The 15327-nt window shown below is 40.0% G+C and carries 18 protein-coding genes; 8 read left to right on the top strand and 10 right to left on the bottom strand.

Annotation, left to right across the window (positions count from 1 at the left end):
• Nucleotides 1–380: 380 nt before the first annotated feature.
• Nucleotides 381–1436: a stalk domain-containing protein gene (locus H1S01_RS18590; RefSeq protein ID WP_188041896.1), complete on the top strand. Its 1056-nt coding sequence runs from the start codon at nucleotides 381–383 to the stop codon at nucleotides 1434–1436.
• Between the two features lie 395 nt (nucleotides 1437–1831).
• Nucleotides 1832–2341, top strand: a complete 510-nt coding sequence (locus H1S01_RS18585) for a hypothetical protein (protein WP_188041895.1) — start codon at nucleotides 1832–1834, stop codon at nucleotides 2339–2341.
• A 199-nt stretch (nucleotides 2342–2540) separates the two neighbouring features.
• Here the strand turns inward: H1S01_RS18585 and H1S01_RS18580 are convergent, their stop codons facing one another.
• Nucleotides 2541–2948 (bottom strand): response regulator, encoded by a 408-nt coding sequence (locus tag H1S01_RS18580; RefSeq protein WP_188041894.1) that lies wholly within the window; start codon nucleotides 2946–2948, stop codon nucleotides 2541–2543.
• Between the two features lie 317 nt (nucleotides 2949–3265).
• Here H1S01_RS18580 and H1S01_RS22630 point away from each other — a divergent pair, with 317 nt between their 5' ends.
• From H1S01_RS22630 to H1S01_RS18565, 5 genes are all read left to right on the top strand, one after another.
• The gene (locus tag H1S01_RS22630; protein ID WP_188041893.1) at nucleotides 3266–3565 is read left to right on the top strand and encodes a YmaF family protein; all 300 of its coding nucleotides are present in this window, start codon (nucleotides 3266–3268) and stop codon (nucleotides 3563–3565) included.
• 167 nt (nucleotides 3566–3732) lie between these two features.
• Nucleotides 3733–4554 carry a DUF2935 domain-containing protein gene (locus H1S01_RS18570; protein ID WP_207732419.1) on the top strand — a complete coding sequence of 274 codons (822 nt, stop codon included), beginning with the start codon at nucleotides 3733–3735 and terminating at the stop codon, nucleotides 4552–4554.
• A gap of 222 nt (nucleotides 4555–4776) precedes the next feature.
• Nucleotides 4777–4902 (top strand): hypothetical protein, encoded by a 126-nt coding sequence (locus H1S01_RS22110; RefSeq protein ID WP_279287041.1) that lies wholly within the window; start codon nucleotides 4777–4779, stop codon nucleotides 4900–4902.
• Between the two features lie 33 nt (nucleotides 4903–4935).
• Complete coding sequence (locus tag H1S01_RS22105; protein ID WP_268892031.1) at nucleotides 4936–5061, top strand: hypothetical protein; 126 nt, start codon at nucleotides 4936–4938, stop codon at nucleotides 5059–5061.
• Between the two features lie 164 nt (nucleotides 5062–5225).
• Nucleotides 5226–6023, top strand: coding sequence for a YheC/YheD family protein (locus H1S01_RS18565; RefSeq protein ID WP_188041891.1), 798 nt, complete (start codon nucleotides 5226–5228; stop codon nucleotides 6021–6023).
• Nucleotides 6024–6291: 268 nt separating this feature from the next.
• Here the strand turns inward: H1S01_RS18565 and H1S01_RS18560 are convergent, their stop codons facing one another.
• The 4 genes from H1S01_RS18560 to H1S01_RS18545 all read right to left on the bottom strand — a co-directional run bounded on the left by H1S01_RS18560 (nucleotide 6292) and on the right by H1S01_RS18545 (nucleotide 9660).
• Nucleotides 6292–6969 (bottom strand): ferric reductase-like transmembrane domain-containing protein, encoded by a 678-nt coding sequence (locus H1S01_RS18560; RefSeq protein WP_188041890.1) that lies wholly within the window; start codon nucleotides 6967–6969, stop codon nucleotides 6292–6294.
• A gap of 447 nt (nucleotides 6970–7416) precedes the next feature.
• The gene (locus H1S01_RS18555) at nucleotides 7417–8256 is read right to left on the bottom strand and encodes a 4Fe-4S binding protein (RefSeq protein WP_207732418.1); all 840 of its coding nucleotides are present in this window, start codon (nucleotides 8254–8256) and stop codon (nucleotides 7417–7419) included.
• A gap of 261 nt (nucleotides 8257–8517) precedes the next feature.
• Nucleotides 8518–8742 carry a GNAT family N-acetyltransferase gene (locus tag H1S01_RS22625; RefSeq protein WP_423751946.1) on the bottom strand — a complete coding sequence of 75 codons (225 nt, stop codon included), beginning with the start codon at nucleotides 8740–8742 and terminating at the stop codon, nucleotides 8518–8520.
• A 90-nt stretch (nucleotides 8743–8832) separates the two neighbouring features.
• A complete protein-coding gene (locus H1S01_RS18545; protein WP_188041888.1) occupies nucleotides 8833–9660 on the bottom strand; it encodes a methyl-accepting chemotaxis protein in 828 nt (275 codons plus the stop codon).
• A gap of 299 nt (nucleotides 9661–9959) precedes the next feature.
• On the opposite strand from H1S01_RS18545, the gene H1S01_RS18540 reads away from it, so the two are divergent.
• On the top strand, nucleotides 9960–10343 hold the full coding sequence (locus H1S01_RS18540) for an STAS domain-containing protein (protein ID WP_188041887.1): 384 nt from the start codon (nucleotides 9960–9962) through the stop codon (nucleotides 10341–10343).
• Nucleotides 10344–11250: 907 nt separating this feature from the next.
• Here H1S01_RS18540 and spoVG read toward each other — a convergent pair.
• From spoVG to H1S01_RS18515, 5 genes are all read right to left on the bottom strand, one after another.
• The gene (spoVG, locus tag H1S01_RS18535) at nucleotides 11251–11535 is read right to left on the bottom strand and encodes a septation regulator SpoVG (RefSeq protein WP_188041886.1); all 285 of its coding nucleotides are present in this window, start codon (nucleotides 11533–11535) and stop codon (nucleotides 11251–11253) included.
• 214 nt (nucleotides 11536–11749) lie between these two features.
• Nucleotides 11750–11896 carry a hypothetical protein gene (locus H1S01_RS18530; protein ID WP_188041885.1) on the bottom strand — a complete coding sequence of 49 codons (147 nt, stop codon included), beginning with the start codon at nucleotides 11894–11896 and terminating at the stop codon, nucleotides 11750–11752.
• A gap of 71 nt (nucleotides 11897–11967) precedes the next feature.
• Nucleotides 11968–13803: a UbiD family decarboxylase gene (locus tag H1S01_RS18525; RefSeq protein ID WP_188041884.1), complete on the bottom strand. Its 1836-nt coding sequence runs from the start codon at nucleotides 13801–13803 to the stop codon at nucleotides 11968–11970.
• Nucleotides 13804–14114: 311 nt separating this feature from the next.
• Complete coding sequence (locus H1S01_RS18520) at nucleotides 14115–14741, bottom strand: flavodoxin family protein (protein WP_188041883.1); 627 nt, start codon at nucleotides 14739–14741, stop codon at nucleotides 14115–14117.
• A 157-nt stretch (nucleotides 14742–14898) separates the two neighbouring features.
• Nucleotides 14899–15201 (bottom strand): STAS domain-containing protein, encoded by a 303-nt coding sequence (locus H1S01_RS18515; protein ID WP_188041882.1) that lies wholly within the window; start codon nucleotides 15199–15201, stop codon nucleotides 14899–14901.
• Nucleotides 15202–15327: the final 126 nt, after the last annotated feature.

Below are 15327 nucleotides of genomic sequence, written 5' to 3'. Positions count from 1 at the left end.
TTGTCATTTCCTATCCCCTCCGTATTTATAAGTTTAACTTATAAGGGGATAAGACTCAAATTCCTTTACGGGGCTAATTAGAAATGGCCTGGTACACAGGTAAACCGACGGAGGCAGTGTGCTGAAGGCGGTTTTTTTGCGTTTTGGTAGGTCCACAAACCGTATATCTTGTTTCAGGCAATATAGCAAAAAATGCGTTTAGTTTAACTAGAGATAAAACAATTTCTGAACTTGAGGAAATTATCAATCTTAGCATAACTAAGGGTTACTATTAGTCTCTTTATATGTTATTAAAATCCATCAGCACCTTATTATCGAAGTTGCTTTGACTTAATGTTATTATGACGTAAGAAATTTTAATAAACTAGGAGGGCTAAGGGATGGCTTGCTCTCAGCATTTAATTAGGACTATCACAGTAGTATTCGTTGCTTTGTACGTGACTTTATACACAGTTTCTGCAGTAGCCAACTATGAACCAGATGATGTTACCGCTATAGTGTTGACGGAACTTAATTCCGAACAAATACTCGAACCAAACACCGTAATATCTTTATTTCCTCCGGCATCTGAAGTAGTTGTATTAAAAGCCATATTAAAAAATGGGTCTGAAGAGGTCGTATCTAATTTAGCCTTTTGGGAGTCAAGCAACCCTGAGGTTGTAAGTGTTGGTCAAGGGCCAGATAATGGAGGGGCATTTCAGGCTTTGGGATTTGGGAAGGCTACTGTTACAGCTAATTATAAAGGATTTACTGCGAGATTAAATGTTGAGGTTAGTCCCATTACCGATATGTGTCTTTTATTTAGAGATAATGTCCAAGGTGATCGATATCCGATTTTCAAAGAAAATGATACGTTTCTAATCCCTATTGATGCAAAGATCATGCCCTATATTGATTTAATTTTAGCCAACGGAAGTCGTCTGAGTACTAGTGGTGATATCTATGTTTCAAATAATGAACAAGTAGTTTCATTCGGCAGAAGGCACTTGTTAATTCTACATAATAAGGGCAATACAACATTAACCGTTCGTTATGGTGATTATATTACGAGGGATTTTAAAATTCGTGTTGTATCCAATGACCAAGCGTTGCCTCGAGCGGTTTTGGCAAATGAAAAACAACTTGATTTTTACCATAAAGCGATTTATGGAGGGAATGTTCTATACGTGCCTTTAAGGGAGATACTCGAAGCTTTTGGATATGATATTCATTGGGATGAAAGTACGCATCTAATCACTGCGACCGCTGAAGATACAAGTATACAGATTGTTATAGGCTCGGACAAGGCGAAGAAAAACGGTGAAGAGATATCGTTTGGGTATCCGGTTGAAGTTATGAACGGACACACGATAGTACCTATTAGCTTTATAAAACATGTACTAACTACTAATATCCATTTAGATGAAAACGATCGAACGATTCACATTTATATATAATTCCAAGCAAGTTGCCTTTGGCCTATTAAAAAAAGTCCCGACATAAAGGAGCCATGCAAAGTAATAAATCCATTCCCTCCCCACCTACTGCAACAACCCACTTGTGATCGGTCAATAGTTTTGGCCGAAAAAAGGACATTATTTTTGGACTTTTTTTGGCCACTACGCATGGCCGTTTTTTGTGAGGTAAATGCGAACTCTTTGGTTGGGAGATGATATTGTTCAGGCTAGCCGTTTCTCAAGGTAAAGCGATCATTTAGGCGCCTTGGCCAAGAGAATGACCGAACAACAAAAATCGCCCCCTACACCCCTCCAAATCAACAAATCCGTATAACAAATAATTGCCTCGCAAAGAATATCTTTGATGGTTAGTTTAGTTTTGGAGGGAGTATTTGGTGGGTGTATTATTATCATGGATATTACTTCTCGCACCTTGGGTTCTGCTAATTCCTTTAAATAAGAAACGCATGAAAAACTTTCTGTCCGTGGCGTTTTTCACAACAATAGTCGATACGATTCTTTTCCAAACGGCTGAGGTATTGAATTGGTGGAATGTCCTTAATAACGTTCCTTTCCTTACAAGCGTTTCATCATTTACTTACGGATTTCTCCCGGTTACTACAATCATTATTTTTTATTTTACTTATCCCAACATTTGGTTGTTTTTAGGGGTAAATCTTATAATTGATGCGATACAGGCTTTTATAATAAGTCCATATATTTTTATGAAAGTCGGACTTTATCAGTTAATTAACATGAGTAATTTTGGTCTTTTCCTTTTATTGATTGCCCATCTGCCGATTATCTTTCTATATCAACGTTGGTATGATGAATTTTCTGGAGAAGTATCATATTCTCCTCTAACGAAGCTTGCCATGGCAAGAAGGCCGACAAATGAGGATTAACAGAACGAGAATTTAAAATACAACCGCCCATTTACACTGCTCCCGACAACGAGGGTATTTGGGATGTCAGCGTAAATGGGCAGAAATAAAAAACAACCGTCCAGTCCCCCGGGCTCTCCCGAGACGGGAGACGACACGACCAGAGGGATGAGCGATTGTGCTGGTATCTAATTTAAAAGTTCGAATGATTACTACGGTCTCATGACGCATATGTTTTTGAAAGAAAATACTCAACTTTCGTTTTTAATAAATCAAATCCAATCGGCTTGCTGAGGTAATCATCCATTCCTGCTTCAAAGCAACGCATTCGGATGCCTACCTCCGTATTTGCCGTTACGGCGATAATAGGAGTGTATTTACCGCTTCCACTTTCGATTTTACGGATATTACGTGTAGCTTCAAAACCATCCATTATCGGCATTTGGATATCCATCAAGATGATGGAGTAATGTTGTTTCCTTATTTCGGATACCGACTCTAAGCCATCATTTACACAATTAACTAAGTAACCAAGTTTAGTTAGTAATAACTTCAATAATTTTTGATTGACTAGATTGTCCTCTGCAACGAGTACTGTCTGAACGGAATTATTATTTATATTAACCATTAGAGTCGCCCCCGTTGATTTCCGATAGAAGGAAAGTAATATCTTATCTTTATAATATCATCTCTAAGAATAATGTGATAAAGGACTTAAGCCCTATTTTTCGTTTGATTTTTCATACAATTCATTTACTTGGACAAGTACGATCATAAACATGACCGCCCCACTCCACTGGTCTCCCAATAACGTGGTTTACTGCATTGGATGCAAGTTTAGAACCTGGGTTAGGGTTAGCTATTTGTAACAGTCTAGTAGTCACTCCTTTTCTTTTACCAGAATAAGGTATATTGGGTTGATTATTCTGGAAAGGGGGATTATTTATGTTGCATACTCACAGATTCTCATTCTTGACGAATCGCGCCAAAAATCACCGACATCGAATGTCCGGTTTTACTACGTATAAAGCTGATGTTCCTGGCCACAGACACGTTTTTTTCGGTAGTACAACTTTAAGTCTTGATCATGTACACTTTTTTACCAATGTCACTGGTCCGCCAGTGCGTGTTCGAGGTGGAGAGCATTTTCATAGAATGAGAGGTCGTACAAGTTTTATTCTAGGGCATTCGCATGCCTATAATGGCCGCTCACAACTAGACCGGGATTTGCCTAGAAATAGATAGTTTTTTTAATTGTCCGCCCTTTATCGGGCGGCTTTTCTGTTGGTAATGTCATTGTCGAGGGCACGCTTTTATCCTATGATTAACCGAAATGCCTATATTTACAATTAAATTTCCATAATAAGAATTTTTAAAAATAAATATAGTTTTAATGAAGGGAGATGGTGTTTTTGAGATATGTAAGGGTTCCAGACTTAATTCTTCCTCCTGTCTCTAACCCGGATATGAAGGAAATTCAGTTTTGGTTAAGAATCATGATGGAACATGCCCTTTTCATGCAACTCGGCTTTCCCTGTACAGAGGCAGAGTTTATTCGTCAAGCAATTCAATTTCAGAGGGCGTTTGAAGAATTACTTAAAGAATCCGAATGTGTCCAACCAGCTCAGTTTAGAGATTTTGTAGGTAGAACGATCCGACTAACTGAGAAGATTCGTGAATTCAAAAGGCGTGTACTTCATACTGTAATTACCTGTGGATTAAAGTTAGGTGGATATAATTTCCCATTGCTGTTAGATCATATTTCACGAGAGGCAGAATACTTTTTGTTAGTTTTACATAAAGTTGAGACTGGTGACACATCGATTGCCTACCATTCAATCATACAAGAAAATGTTTTTTGGCTTCGTATCATGGGAGAGCACGCAAAATTTATCCGAAGCCTACTTGACCAATCTGAACGAAAAATCGCTCAACAAGCCCAGGCCTTTAGCGACGAGTTCGATATGTTACTGGCCCAAGCAAGAGATCTCGAGGGTTTCTTATGGGACTTTCCGCAAGTTCCAACTTTACCGAGATTTGAAGAGGATATAAAATCTTCAACGATTCGTTTAAGAAATTTCAAAAAGGAAGCAAAAGAATTACTGGAAAGATGTGCGATGTTGTCATTAATACCTGTTGCTTTAGCCGACCATGTACGACGGGAAGCTGAACACTTCTTAATGATTATCGATAAAATCCAAAGGGAGTTATCCACGGAACGTAAGAAGTCGTAAATATATAAGTAATCTCATGCTAAACTGAACATAACCCTATGCGTCTTCCAACAAAACAACTGACTTGTAATCAGTAAGTTGCGGGTTCAAGTCCCGTTAATACTTAACCGCTAGGATTGGTTTGCCTAGCGGTTTTTTTATAACGGTAATCACATAAATTACTTACAACCATAGAATGGTAATGTAGTCTCGCTACCATCGTTTTGAAAGGGGGAACCTCGAATGGGTGCTGTTGGTGGAGCTGGTTACTTCGGTTTCCCGACGGTAATTGGACTCGTGATTGCCCTTATCGTAATTGGAGCATTTTATCCGGCTATCGTTGGTTTCGGGGCAGTTGGTGATCCTTGAAAACTGTCTAACATTAGAGAGGAGGTAATACCTATGGGTGCATGCGGATGCGGCACAGGCGGAGGCTATATTGGAAATAGCATTGTTGCCTTGGCTATCTTAATTATCATTATAGCCATCCTCGGCACCGGGTTCGGAATGGGCTTTGGTGCGTACTAAGTAAAAATTAAGCGTGTGGCGGTGGAAACTGCCCACGCTTTATCTCTTTAGAGAAGTTTACGTTCCTTGAACTTCACAAGGACACTAACGATAAACGGTACATCTGGTTATAGAACACAATTGGCCTCGTTTTAGTAATTTATTCGTATGATGGAGGTTATATTATGGCTAGAATCAAAAAAGGTCATCGACTTGTGGGAATTGGAAAATGGCGACTATGGAAATACTTTGCAAAAAACATAAAAATACGTCCACATCTTCCTGATACCCGCCTTCTATCCGAGAATACCTTTCAATCATTTCTATACAAGTATGAAAGTATATTCATAAAGCCTTGGGATGGATACGGCGGGGAGGGTATCTATAAAGTATGGAGGAAAAATCAAAACTATTTAATCGTTAAAGAACGAGGAGAGCCCGAAACTTATTCCGACGTCGGACAATTGTACTCCAGTTTGAAAAGTAATATCGGTAATAAACGTCAATATATTATTCAACAAGCTGTCGACCTTGCCCTAATCGAAGAGAGGCCATTTGATATCCGAATCATGTTTCTGCGGTATAAAGGAGATTGGAAATATGCAGGGATGGTAGCAAAAGTAGCCGGTAAGGATAGTATTATTACCAACATCAAGAGAGGTAAGGGTTATACTGTTAACGTTGATGAAGCCTTACGGAAATCTTTTAACTGGGATATCAATAAAATCAAAGACGCAAAAAAGAAAATGGTATCTCTTGGATATCGTACATGCTATCATTTTGACCGCTATAAACGTTACTCTAGAATGGGGCTGGATATAGCCCTTGATAAAGAGGGTCGGTTATGGATGTTTGACCAAAATACGGTCCCGGCCCTGTTTCTGTTTAAGAAAAACAAAACGACATATAAAAAAATTCAGGCTATTTTACGCAATCAAAAGAACAATAAAATGAAAAAAAGTTCATTCCCCCAGTTGACTTGAGGTTTTTATAAGGGTAAATACTTAAACTATCGAGCATGGGGGATATTTATAATGAAAAAACGATTAGCATAATTCTAGGTGGATTGGTCGCGGGGGACTAGTGGTCTCATCCGTAGGAACGGTAAGTTTGTCATTCTTGAGTAAACATGATGCGTCAAAATCAACAACGAATACCTCGATAACTTCCTCAACAAGACAACCCCGCCAGACACGTAACTGACGGGGCCAACGGATTTTCCTTATTAGGTTTGTAAGGATATGTTACTTTTTAAGCCGTCATAATATGTCCGATAGAAAGCATACATCCGATTAACACCAAAGAAACGTGCATTCGTTTCGCGAAGACGGGCGACTGTAACCTAATTATTTGGGCTATCCCCCCCAAAGCACCTACGAACATAACAACACTGGCTATAATCCCAAGAATAAATTTATCTTCGAAATGGCCCTCTCCAATATACATGGCTATTCCATGTGATAGGATAGAAACGATTGCAGCGAGTCCAATAACTTTATGGATACGAGCAAGGAATCGGGTAGCTTTCTGAGTCATACTCGTAGAAAGGTTAACCTGGCTACCTAGAGAGGCAGTATTATGAGTTTCCGAACCACGAGGCAGAGAAGCTGTAGAGGTCGAAGAATTTGACTCGTTTACTTCATTCGAGGTAGTTGCAGATACAGTTGAATTCAGACGTGTTAACCGTCGCAAGGGATAAAGCACTGCTGCACCTGCTGTTAGCCATGCTGCTAAAACACCTAGCCCTTCGCCAAGTTCCTTTGTCGGATTATCATCTTCACGCTCTCCACCTCGTTCTTTTCGCTCAGCAGAGTATTGTTGATTTTTAGATTTCAAATCATCAGCAAAGGCATAGTCGGGTATAGCGGAGAAGACGAATAATCCATAAATTAATAAAAGACCACAGAGTATACTTTTGGCATTTCGCATAAGCTGGCCCTCCCGTAAATTTAGTCTTACCGTGTTTTTAGTTTAATGGTTGTGAATGAAAATTGGCTGAATAGAAGGAGCGAAAATCCACGGAACTTTTCGGAAAATCCTCATGCCGTGGCTTACTAATGTACTTCGCTGATTCCGCTTAAATTCCGGCAATATTTACTGACTCAATAACCATTCGTACAAAACTAACCGCCCCTCCTCACTGCCTCCCAATAACACGGACATATTGACAGGGTCATCGATTAGTCTATTTAATACTAACAGCCCGACCGTAGGCCGGACTGTTAAAATTACTCATCTCTCAATTGCTGGTATTACAAACCAAAAAGTCGATCCTTTCTCGGATTTACTATGTAGTCCGATTGTTCCAGCACCTTCGGTAAATTTGTACAGTAGCTTTAAAGATGACTTACATAGTGAATTCATTTCTCTCCAAGTTTAAATAGCTTTTACTGGACAAACTCGAGTACATTCAAAGCAAAGAATACATTCTGTATCTCTTACTTTTTTGCCTTGGCTTATGTAACCCATTACGTCAACATCCATAGGGCAAGATTTGTTACAACACCCACATCGAACACATTTGTTATTTTTAGGTTTTATACAAACCAAACTAACTGAAGTGGGTACTTTCATAATTAACGATACGGGGCAAGCGACCTTGCAGAAAGCTCGACGATCTTTTAATAAAAATGCTAAAGGGATCCCAATAAGGTAATATACAACGTTTCCAGATAACATCCAGATTATTTCTCTTTTATCCAGATAGTCCCGATTCACATCATAATTAAACAAAAATATCATTATCAGTGGCAACACGATTGAAATTACTAAAGTAAAGAAACGAAATTTCTTCATGGCGTCTGGGATTTTATTTTTTTTATTTACAGGTAGCCAATCGAGTATTGCCGCTGTCCAACATGCCCAACCACAAAACCCCCTTCCCCATATGAGAGGCCCAAATACTTTAGCTATAGCATAGTGGATTACCGCTCCAGAAAAGGACCCGACTAATAGTAGAAAAACAATCCCTTCCAACTGCAGGTTTTGTTTATCCGTTATAGGTAGGAATAATAAAAACACAGGTAAGATTAGTAGGATGGAAATACGACGTCCTAGGTCTTTTCGTTCCGTAGGTAACTTTCGTTGCAAGTACATGCCCAAAGAAATAGACGTTCCAATCCAAGGGAATATTACAAGAAAGCCCCACCATCCTACAGTTGTGTATAGTATTGTGCTAACCAAAAGTGCAATAAACAACGGAATAAAAGCGAACAAAGTAACCTCCCCCCCTCTCCTTAATTACTTCGAGGAACATCACCCAGTATCCTCCTTTTTGTCATTATTGGAAAATCATACAAGAGAGAGGGTCAAATCGAACGTGGGCCATTATAGTGACCTTATGTGGGGCGTGGGTGTTCCCGGTGATAGATTTCTCTTGTATTAAGGCATTCCTGCCCAAGTAGGGGCATTGAGCTGTGTTCTATGACGCAAAAGAAAAAACAGCCCTGGTATGTGAAACGGGCTGTTAAGTAGCGTTTATTCATGCGGTTTTCTTATCCGACGCATACAACGAACTTCACCGAGGTTATCAACAAAACCCCATTTTTCATAAAAAGGAACCAAATCCGGCATACAGAACAGGTCGAAAATATAAACAGCCTTTAATTTCGGGTGGTTAGATATGTACTCCAACAACTCACGACCTAGGCCCGTTTTTCGATAGGACGATTCTACACCCAACGTAAAAAGCTCGCCTAAAATGGCGGGTGTCCCTAATAAGCGTCTTGATATTCACGGGAACCAGACGCTTCTCTTCTTAGCAATTCTTTTACAAAGATATAATTGATAATATCATAGCCAATCATCTCCGGCGATACCTTGCATAGTTTTTGTATTGTTTAACAAGGTATCTGCATTGGCAGTTAATTCCTCTGTCGCTGAGGCAATCTCTTGGGTAATACCGAGCAGCTCCTCAGTCCTTCCTCCAGCTATACCAACTTCTCTAACCATACGTTCAAGTCCGGTTTTGATATCGTTTGCTCCAGATTTTACGGTATCAGATAACTTGTGAATCTCTTCCGCAACAACAGAAAAAGTTCTTCCGTAATTACCCACCCTAGCCGCTTCGATAGACGCATTGATGCCTAATATCTGTGTTTGCATCGCAATGTTACCAATCAGGTTGTTTGCTCTGTCAACCACATTCATGCTCTCAATGATCTGATCTCTTGCCTTCATTGTAATGTTTGCATTTTCCAACATCTTTTCGTTGAGAAGCACTAATGCATTCGCCATTTGTAACAAATCACTAGATGATTGCTCCACTTCTCTTGATATTTCTCTTAACCGTTCCTCTTTTTCTATCATGGTAGTAAATGAAAATGCTCCTACCACCTGATTGTCTTCAAATAGTGGTATTGATATTGCACGATAGGCAATACCTAAAATCGAATCTTGCTTGGAAACTTGTTTTTTGACGACTCTCCCTTTTTTTATCGCATCGTATGTAATTAAACCAGGAGTAACGATATCCCCAGCTTTGAACCCCAGATCAACATGTTTTCCTTTAAGTAAATAGATATATCTTTCTGTGTCTGAAACTCCAATATAGGGATTCTCACCTAAAGCTTTATGGAAAACTTCAGACATTAAAACAGCTAATTTCAAAATATTACACATATCGACATCTCCTGTTTCACCAAATTCCTTTATACCACTATTATGACTTAATTGTAACACATTGGGATCCTAATGGGTAACTAAAACCTCCCAATGGCAAATCCTCTTTTATCTTCCTCGGTCTCAACTAACAAGTTTTCAATTTATTGGATTAAAATGAAAATTGGCTGAACAAAGAAACAAAATGTGCCACCGATTCATTAGAAATTTGCGCGGGCTAAGTAAACGTTTGTAATATCTCGTGTTATAATTAGTATATACACTTGCAAAATGTTAGTTATTTGTAGGGGGGCATTTTTATGCACCATCTAACTCGTGATGAACTTGTTGCCACTTGTCCGAAACCTAACGGTCCATCGTTTCAATGTTCTGCTTCAATCTTTAACGTTATTTTAGATGAGCACTCAGTGACGATTATTCCCAACATCGATATAAACACCGTTACTATTCAAAGTATATGCAAATACACATATATGCATTTGTTATCTATGCTACCTGGGAAAAAGGTTTTAATCTTTGAACTTTCTAATGTAGGTTTTATTGATTCATCCGGAATTTCATTTTTCTTTATATTTTATAAGGAGGCCAAAGCGATAGGCCTTGATTTTAGAATAATAAACGCCTCACCTTTTATAAAAGAAATACTAAAAATCGCAAAATTAGATACAATTCTCGGTTTATAAATTCGGTGCGTATTCTTTTCTATCCGTTGTACTTTTATACAGCAGATTTATTGCTCTTCCCGAAATCCCGTAAACTTACTGGCTCTTTCCCCTTCTATTAGTTGTTGATAAATTTTATCAATGACTATAATGCTTGGAATTAAAAACCTATTATTGTAAATATGATGACAAACATTGTGCCCAGAAGTTGACCAATGGCAAACCCCAATAACCCTGAAATTGTTGAAAAAAATATTAACGGCACTTTTCTCACCTTTTTAATAAATTTTCATGCTTAATAAATCTAATATCTACCATATAATGTGGTTTCTTGACTAAGTTATGAAGATGGACCTTAGTAATTTATCTTTTGTTTTTTATCCTTATCTTTGCCTCGGTAATATTTGGATAGTGTTAAGAACACAAGAGCTCCCGACCATCCGATCGTCGGTGCATATTCAAAGAGATCTTTGCAGGTCATAGCAAAAGCTAAACATAAGATACCTAAACTGGTCATTATTCGAGTCACTTTGTAACCCATTGCTATCCCCCTGCCTATCGCTATAAAAAATTTATATTCTCTCGTTCGACCATTTAGTAACCTGCAGACATCTGACCCTGTTCGTTTTGAATTTTTGTTACTAAAAACTTGGCTTTATTGTACCAAAAATATAAAAAAATGGAAACAAAATGACTCGCTGAGGTCGCCCAAAAGAAAACGATATATCCACTGAAACCACAACGTATCATGGAGCGCGTACGATAGGATTTCTAAGAAGGATCGTTGGTCTGAATGGAATTTTAAAAATAAAAACCCCAACTGTTAATAAGCTGGGGTTGCCATAACTTTGAGCCATGGCGACTAAAGTTTTGTCATATTTATCTTATCACTTTGCGGTATTAACCACAATAGAAACCTTAAACATGTTTAAGGTTTTCGGTGGCCTTCGCTTTCTCCGTATGTTGAAGAATTAAAAGCCCTAAGCACGGCTTCCGTAATTACAGTCCGACCTTTATGGGAAATTGGGTGAGCAATATCTTGATACGTTCCATCTTGACTCTTCTTACTTGGCATAGCAACAAATATGCCTTTTTCCGCTTCAATTACTTTTATCTCGTGGATGACGAAAGAGTTCCCAAACGTAACGGAGGCTACGGCTTTGACAGGCCCGTGATGGTTGGTTTTTCTGATTTTTACGTCTGTGATAACCATTCACAATACCTCCCCATTAATTGAAAATTATTTTCACTGGTATCAGTATAACCCAAAAAACAGTATAAAGATAGTGTATATTTTATTTATAAAAAATCCTCGTTTTTGATGCTACTTCTTTCTATCGTCGACCATAAAACGAATAACAGTCCGGCAACTTTGCCGAACTGTTAATGATAAACAGCCCGGCCGTTGGCCGGACTGCTCGTAACCGCTAATCGAAAATTCTTCTATCGCCCTTATCTGGCGCGTCTTTAGGAAGTTTTCTCGTGAACTCGATGTTCTTCTCATCTTGTAGAGACGTATTAAAGGCATCGGAAACTTTACCAGGTACGGCGGTTTGATTGTATTTATCAGGCATTACTATCACCTCCTGGGGTTAGGGTGCCCGGGAAGTAGATCTCCAGAGCCGCTGTATTTTTCTTGATCGGCTCAAATACCCGCTAAGGGGGCTCCCTTCACAAAGAATCGCTCGATCTTTTTCTCCACATTCGGATCAGGAATTAAGGGGGGCGCATGATGTGGTTTGATCCGCACATCAATGATCATATTGTCGCAGCCCCAGTGTTTATTTTCGATCGAGGCGTTCACGCCGTATATATCGTAGGCAGGATTACTGCGGGTAAAGGTAACCCAAAGAAAGTTTTTGTTTGAGCTGCTGATGTATTCACTGTCATCACATAACAAGATTATCGGGCACGAAGGAATGTCGCCCCTTTTCTGAATCGCTTCAGAGAGCTCTTTTATTTCCTTCTGGGCCTTTTCATAAGTTAAAAAAGCAGGACTCTGAAGAGCCACGACACCTGGCATGACCATACGGGGATCGCTAAAACCGGGGAGTTCTTCAGGCAGTTTTGTTAATGGATCAGGTACGTCCCTGCATAATTCTCTTTTTCTATCTCCATATGCTGCAATGATAACTTTACTCCCCTGATTTAAGCCTGTCCCTGAATAATCTAATGTATCTATCGTAGTGTTTGTCTGAAAGTGAACGTCGCGACGCAGATCCAATCGTTCTAGGATATATGTTAGAAAATCAGCTTCCCGATGCGTATCGAGTGGTTCCTCTTCTTCCGCTGTAATGAATAAATACTTGGCCAAACTCAATTGCCCTGTGCCTAATATTCGGTTGGCAATTGTCAGAAGCTCGGCCGGTTGCTTTACTTGCTGATATGGGGTGTAGCGCTCACTGCCAATAGCCAAAAGCAAGGGATGCACGCCTGCCGCGTCAACGGCATGAACTTCTTTCACACCGGGAATTTCTCGTGGGATAGCATCGCCTGTAAGTTCATGAATGAGCGCCCCAAAAGATGTATCTTCCTGAGGCGGGCGGCCCACAACCGTAAACGGCCAAATCGCATTTTTCCTAGCATAGACCTTATGAACTCTCATCAAGGGAAAATCATGGGTCAGGCTGTAATAACCGAGATGATCGCCAAAAGGCCCTTCCGGCTTCGTTTCTCCGGGATGAATTTCCCCTGTGATCACGAAGTCAGCATCATGACTGATACAATAGCCGTCAACATAGCTGTATCGAAAGCGCCGGCCCGCTAACATGCCCGCAAAAGTCATCTCACTTAGGTCTTCTGGCAAAGGCATCACTGCCGACAGCGTATGGGCAGGCGGTCCGCCGATAAAGATGCTGACTTTTAATGGTTCGCCTTTTTTGTTTGCCTTTGCTTGGTGTACCCCGATGCCTCGCTGGATTTGGTAATGTAGACCGATTTCTTGGTTCAATATATATTCATTACCTGTCAATTGAACCCGGTACATTCCCAGATTGGCATTCATAATTCCCGGCTTTTCCGGGTCTTCACTATAGACTTGAGGTAAGGTAATAAAAGCGCCCCCATCTTTGGGCCAGTGCTGAATCAGTGGCAAATCGGTAATCTCGATTTCTTGGAACGACGCCGGTAAGGACGATTTCTTCATCGGTAATGCCTTGGCGGCTGCAAAGGCTGACTGAATATGGGCAAAGGGATTTTTCAGCGCTTTCATGGGGTCGTTTCTTACGGCGATCACATTTTGCGTGGCTGACCAGGTTTTGCGAAAAATAAATTTGCTTCTTTCGATCGTACCAAATAAATTCGAAACAGCCCGGTACTTTGATCCCTTTACTTTTTCAAATAACAGGGCAGGACCGCCTGCCTCATAGACTTTCATATGAATCGCGGCCATCTCGAGATAAGGGTCTACTTCTTCAGAAATACGGACTAAATGGCCATGCTTCTCTAAATCATCCATCGCTTCTTCGAGATTTCGATACATTGTCACTGGCTCCTAATGATTATTTTTCGAAGGCTCATTTCTTCGCTTATGACTAGGTGTTTGTCTTTGTGGTAACCCTTCTGCCCTTTTCCTTCATCAATTATAATGTATCTGCAATTGTAATGTATCTGTTAAACTCTGACCTTATCGTTTCCCGGTCTGGGCTGTTGCGTTCGCCTCACACGAATATTTTATCTCACTTCTGTCTGTTCAACAAATCGGGTACGCTTCAGGGGGTACCATTTGTTTTAGCCGACAACATGAAAAAACAGCCAGCCATTTGGCCGACTGCTTGATCGGAGAAAGTTTAATTAGCGGATAAAGTTGGTAATCTGTCGTGGTTCCGTTTCTGGTTGTGCCACGCCAGCTGCCTTTCCTGCTTCAATGGATTTTAATAGCCATGCCATATTATGACCTAGTGTACGCATGGTCTGCATACCTTCTAAATCCTGCCTTACTTCGTCGGGTGTAGTACCGTGAACCATATTCCAATACTGGGACGATACGACCGGCATACCGCTAATCGTGAAATATTTGTTGATTTGGTCGAACGTTGCTGTTGTGCCACCACGTCGAGCGCTGACAACGGCTGCTGCAGGCTTAAAGCGGAAAATCCCGCTTCGAAGACCGGCAAAGAATACTCTGTCCATAAATGACGTCAATGCGCCCGATGCGGAAGCAAAATGTACGGGTGAGCCAAAAATATAACCATCTGTCTTCGTTGCCTTTTCTAAGAATTCGTTAACCGGATCCTTCATAAAACATGTACCCGTTTGCTGACAGGCATAACAACCGTGACATCCGGAAATCGGCTTTTTGCCAACGTGAAAGATTTCTGTTTCAATGCCTTGTTTTTCTAACGCTCCGGCTACCTCGGACAACGCGGTATAGGTACATCCCTTTTCGTGAGGACTGCCATTAACAAGTAGTACTTTCATTCGTAATCGCTCCTTTGTTGCAAAAATCGCAAGTCCTAATAGTCTATTCAATGGAAAGAGCTTTTATCCTTTTTCGGGCATTAAAAACCGCCCTCTACATCGGAAGGCGCTTTTATTCCTCATAACACAACATTATATTCAATGTAGCATATTACGTTTAGCGAATCTCAAATACATCTGTTAGCTTGGTTACTTTAAGTATCTCTTTAACAGTATCCTTTACGTTGGTCATAACCATTTTTCCGCCCTGTTGTTGAATCTGTTTAAAAAGTTTAACCAGCGTTCCTAATCCTCCGCTGTCTATAAAGTCCACCCCGCTCATATCAATATGGAGTTCGTTGATATTCTCGTTAATGAACGGCGGGATAGTCTCGCGTAAGTTCCGAGCTTCCTGTAAGGCTATATTGTTTGAGAGTGTAAGCCACATTGTATTTCCTTCAACTCGTATACTGTATCCCATTGAATATCTCCTTGCTAAATATTGATTGATGATATTTTCGATGTTTAAACGCGTTTTCAACACCCCTACCGTAAGTAAAAAAAGAATTTTGGCCTAATGGAATTTTTTGCAATTTAAAGGATTATG

The organism is Heliobacterium chlorum (genome assembly GCF_014502795.1).
Lineage (GTDB): Bacteria > Bacillota > Desulfitobacteriia > Heliobacteriales > Heliobacteriaceae > Heliobacterium > Heliobacterium chlorum.
Note: the sequence above shows the minus strand (reverse complement) of the source record. Positions and strands in the feature narration are given on the sequence as shown.

Bases quoted from the DNA above. Each gene is read 5' to 3' on its own strand.
- H1S01_RS18590 (WP_188041896.1), top strand. From the start codon at position 381: ATGGCTTGCTCTCAGCATTTAATTAGGACTATCACAGTAGTATTCGTT.
- H1S01_RS18580 (WP_188041894.1), bottom strand. From the start codon at position 2,948: ATGGTTAATATAAATAATAATTCCGTTCAGACAGTACTCGTTGCAGAG.
- H1S01_RS22630 (WP_188041893.1), top strand. From the start codon at position 3,266: ATGTTGCATACTCACAGATTCTCATTCTTGACGAATCGCGCCAAAAAT.
- H1S01_RS22110 (WP_279287041.1), top strand. From the start codon at position 4,777: ATGGGTGCTGTTGGTGGAGCTGGTTACTTCGGTTTCCCGACGGTAATT.
- H1S01_RS22105 (WP_268892031.1), top strand. From the start codon at position 4,936: ATGGGTGCATGCGGATGCGGCACAGGCGGAGGCTATATTGGAAATAGC.
- H1S01_RS18565 (WP_188041891.1), top strand. From the start codon at position 5,226: ATGGCTAGAATCAAAAAAGGTCATCGACTTGTGGGAATTGGAAAATGG.
- H1S01_RS18560 (WP_188041890.1), bottom strand. From the start codon at position 6,969: ATGCGAAATGCCAAAAGTATACTCTGTGGTCTTTTATTAATTTATGGA.
- H1S01_RS18545 (WP_188041888.1), bottom strand. From the start codon at position 9,660: ATGTGTAATATTTTGAAATTAGCTGTTTTAATGTCTGAAGTTTTCCAT.
- H1S01_RS18540 (WP_188041887.1), top strand. From the start codon at position 9,960: ATGCACCATCTAACTCGTGATGAACTTGTTGCCACTTGTCCGAAACCT.
- spoVG (WP_188041886.1), bottom strand. From the start codon at position 11,535: ATGGTTATCACAGACGTAAAAATCAGAAAAACCAACCATCACGGGCCT.
- H1S01_RS18530 (WP_188041885.1), bottom strand. From the start codon at position 11,896: ATGCCTGATAAATACAATCAAACCGCCGTACCTGGTAAAGTTTCCGAT.
- H1S01_RS18525 (WP_188041884.1), bottom strand. From the start codon at position 13,803: ATGTATCGAAATCTCGAAGAAGCGATGGATGATTTAGAGAAGCATGGC.
- H1S01_RS18520 (WP_188041883.1), bottom strand. From the start codon at position 14,741: ATGAAAGTACTACTTGTTAATGGCAGTCCTCACGAAAAGGGATGTACC.
- H1S01_RS18515 (WP_188041882.1), bottom strand. From the start codon at position 15,201: ATGGGATACAGTATACGAGTTGAAGGAAATACAATGTGGCTTACACTC.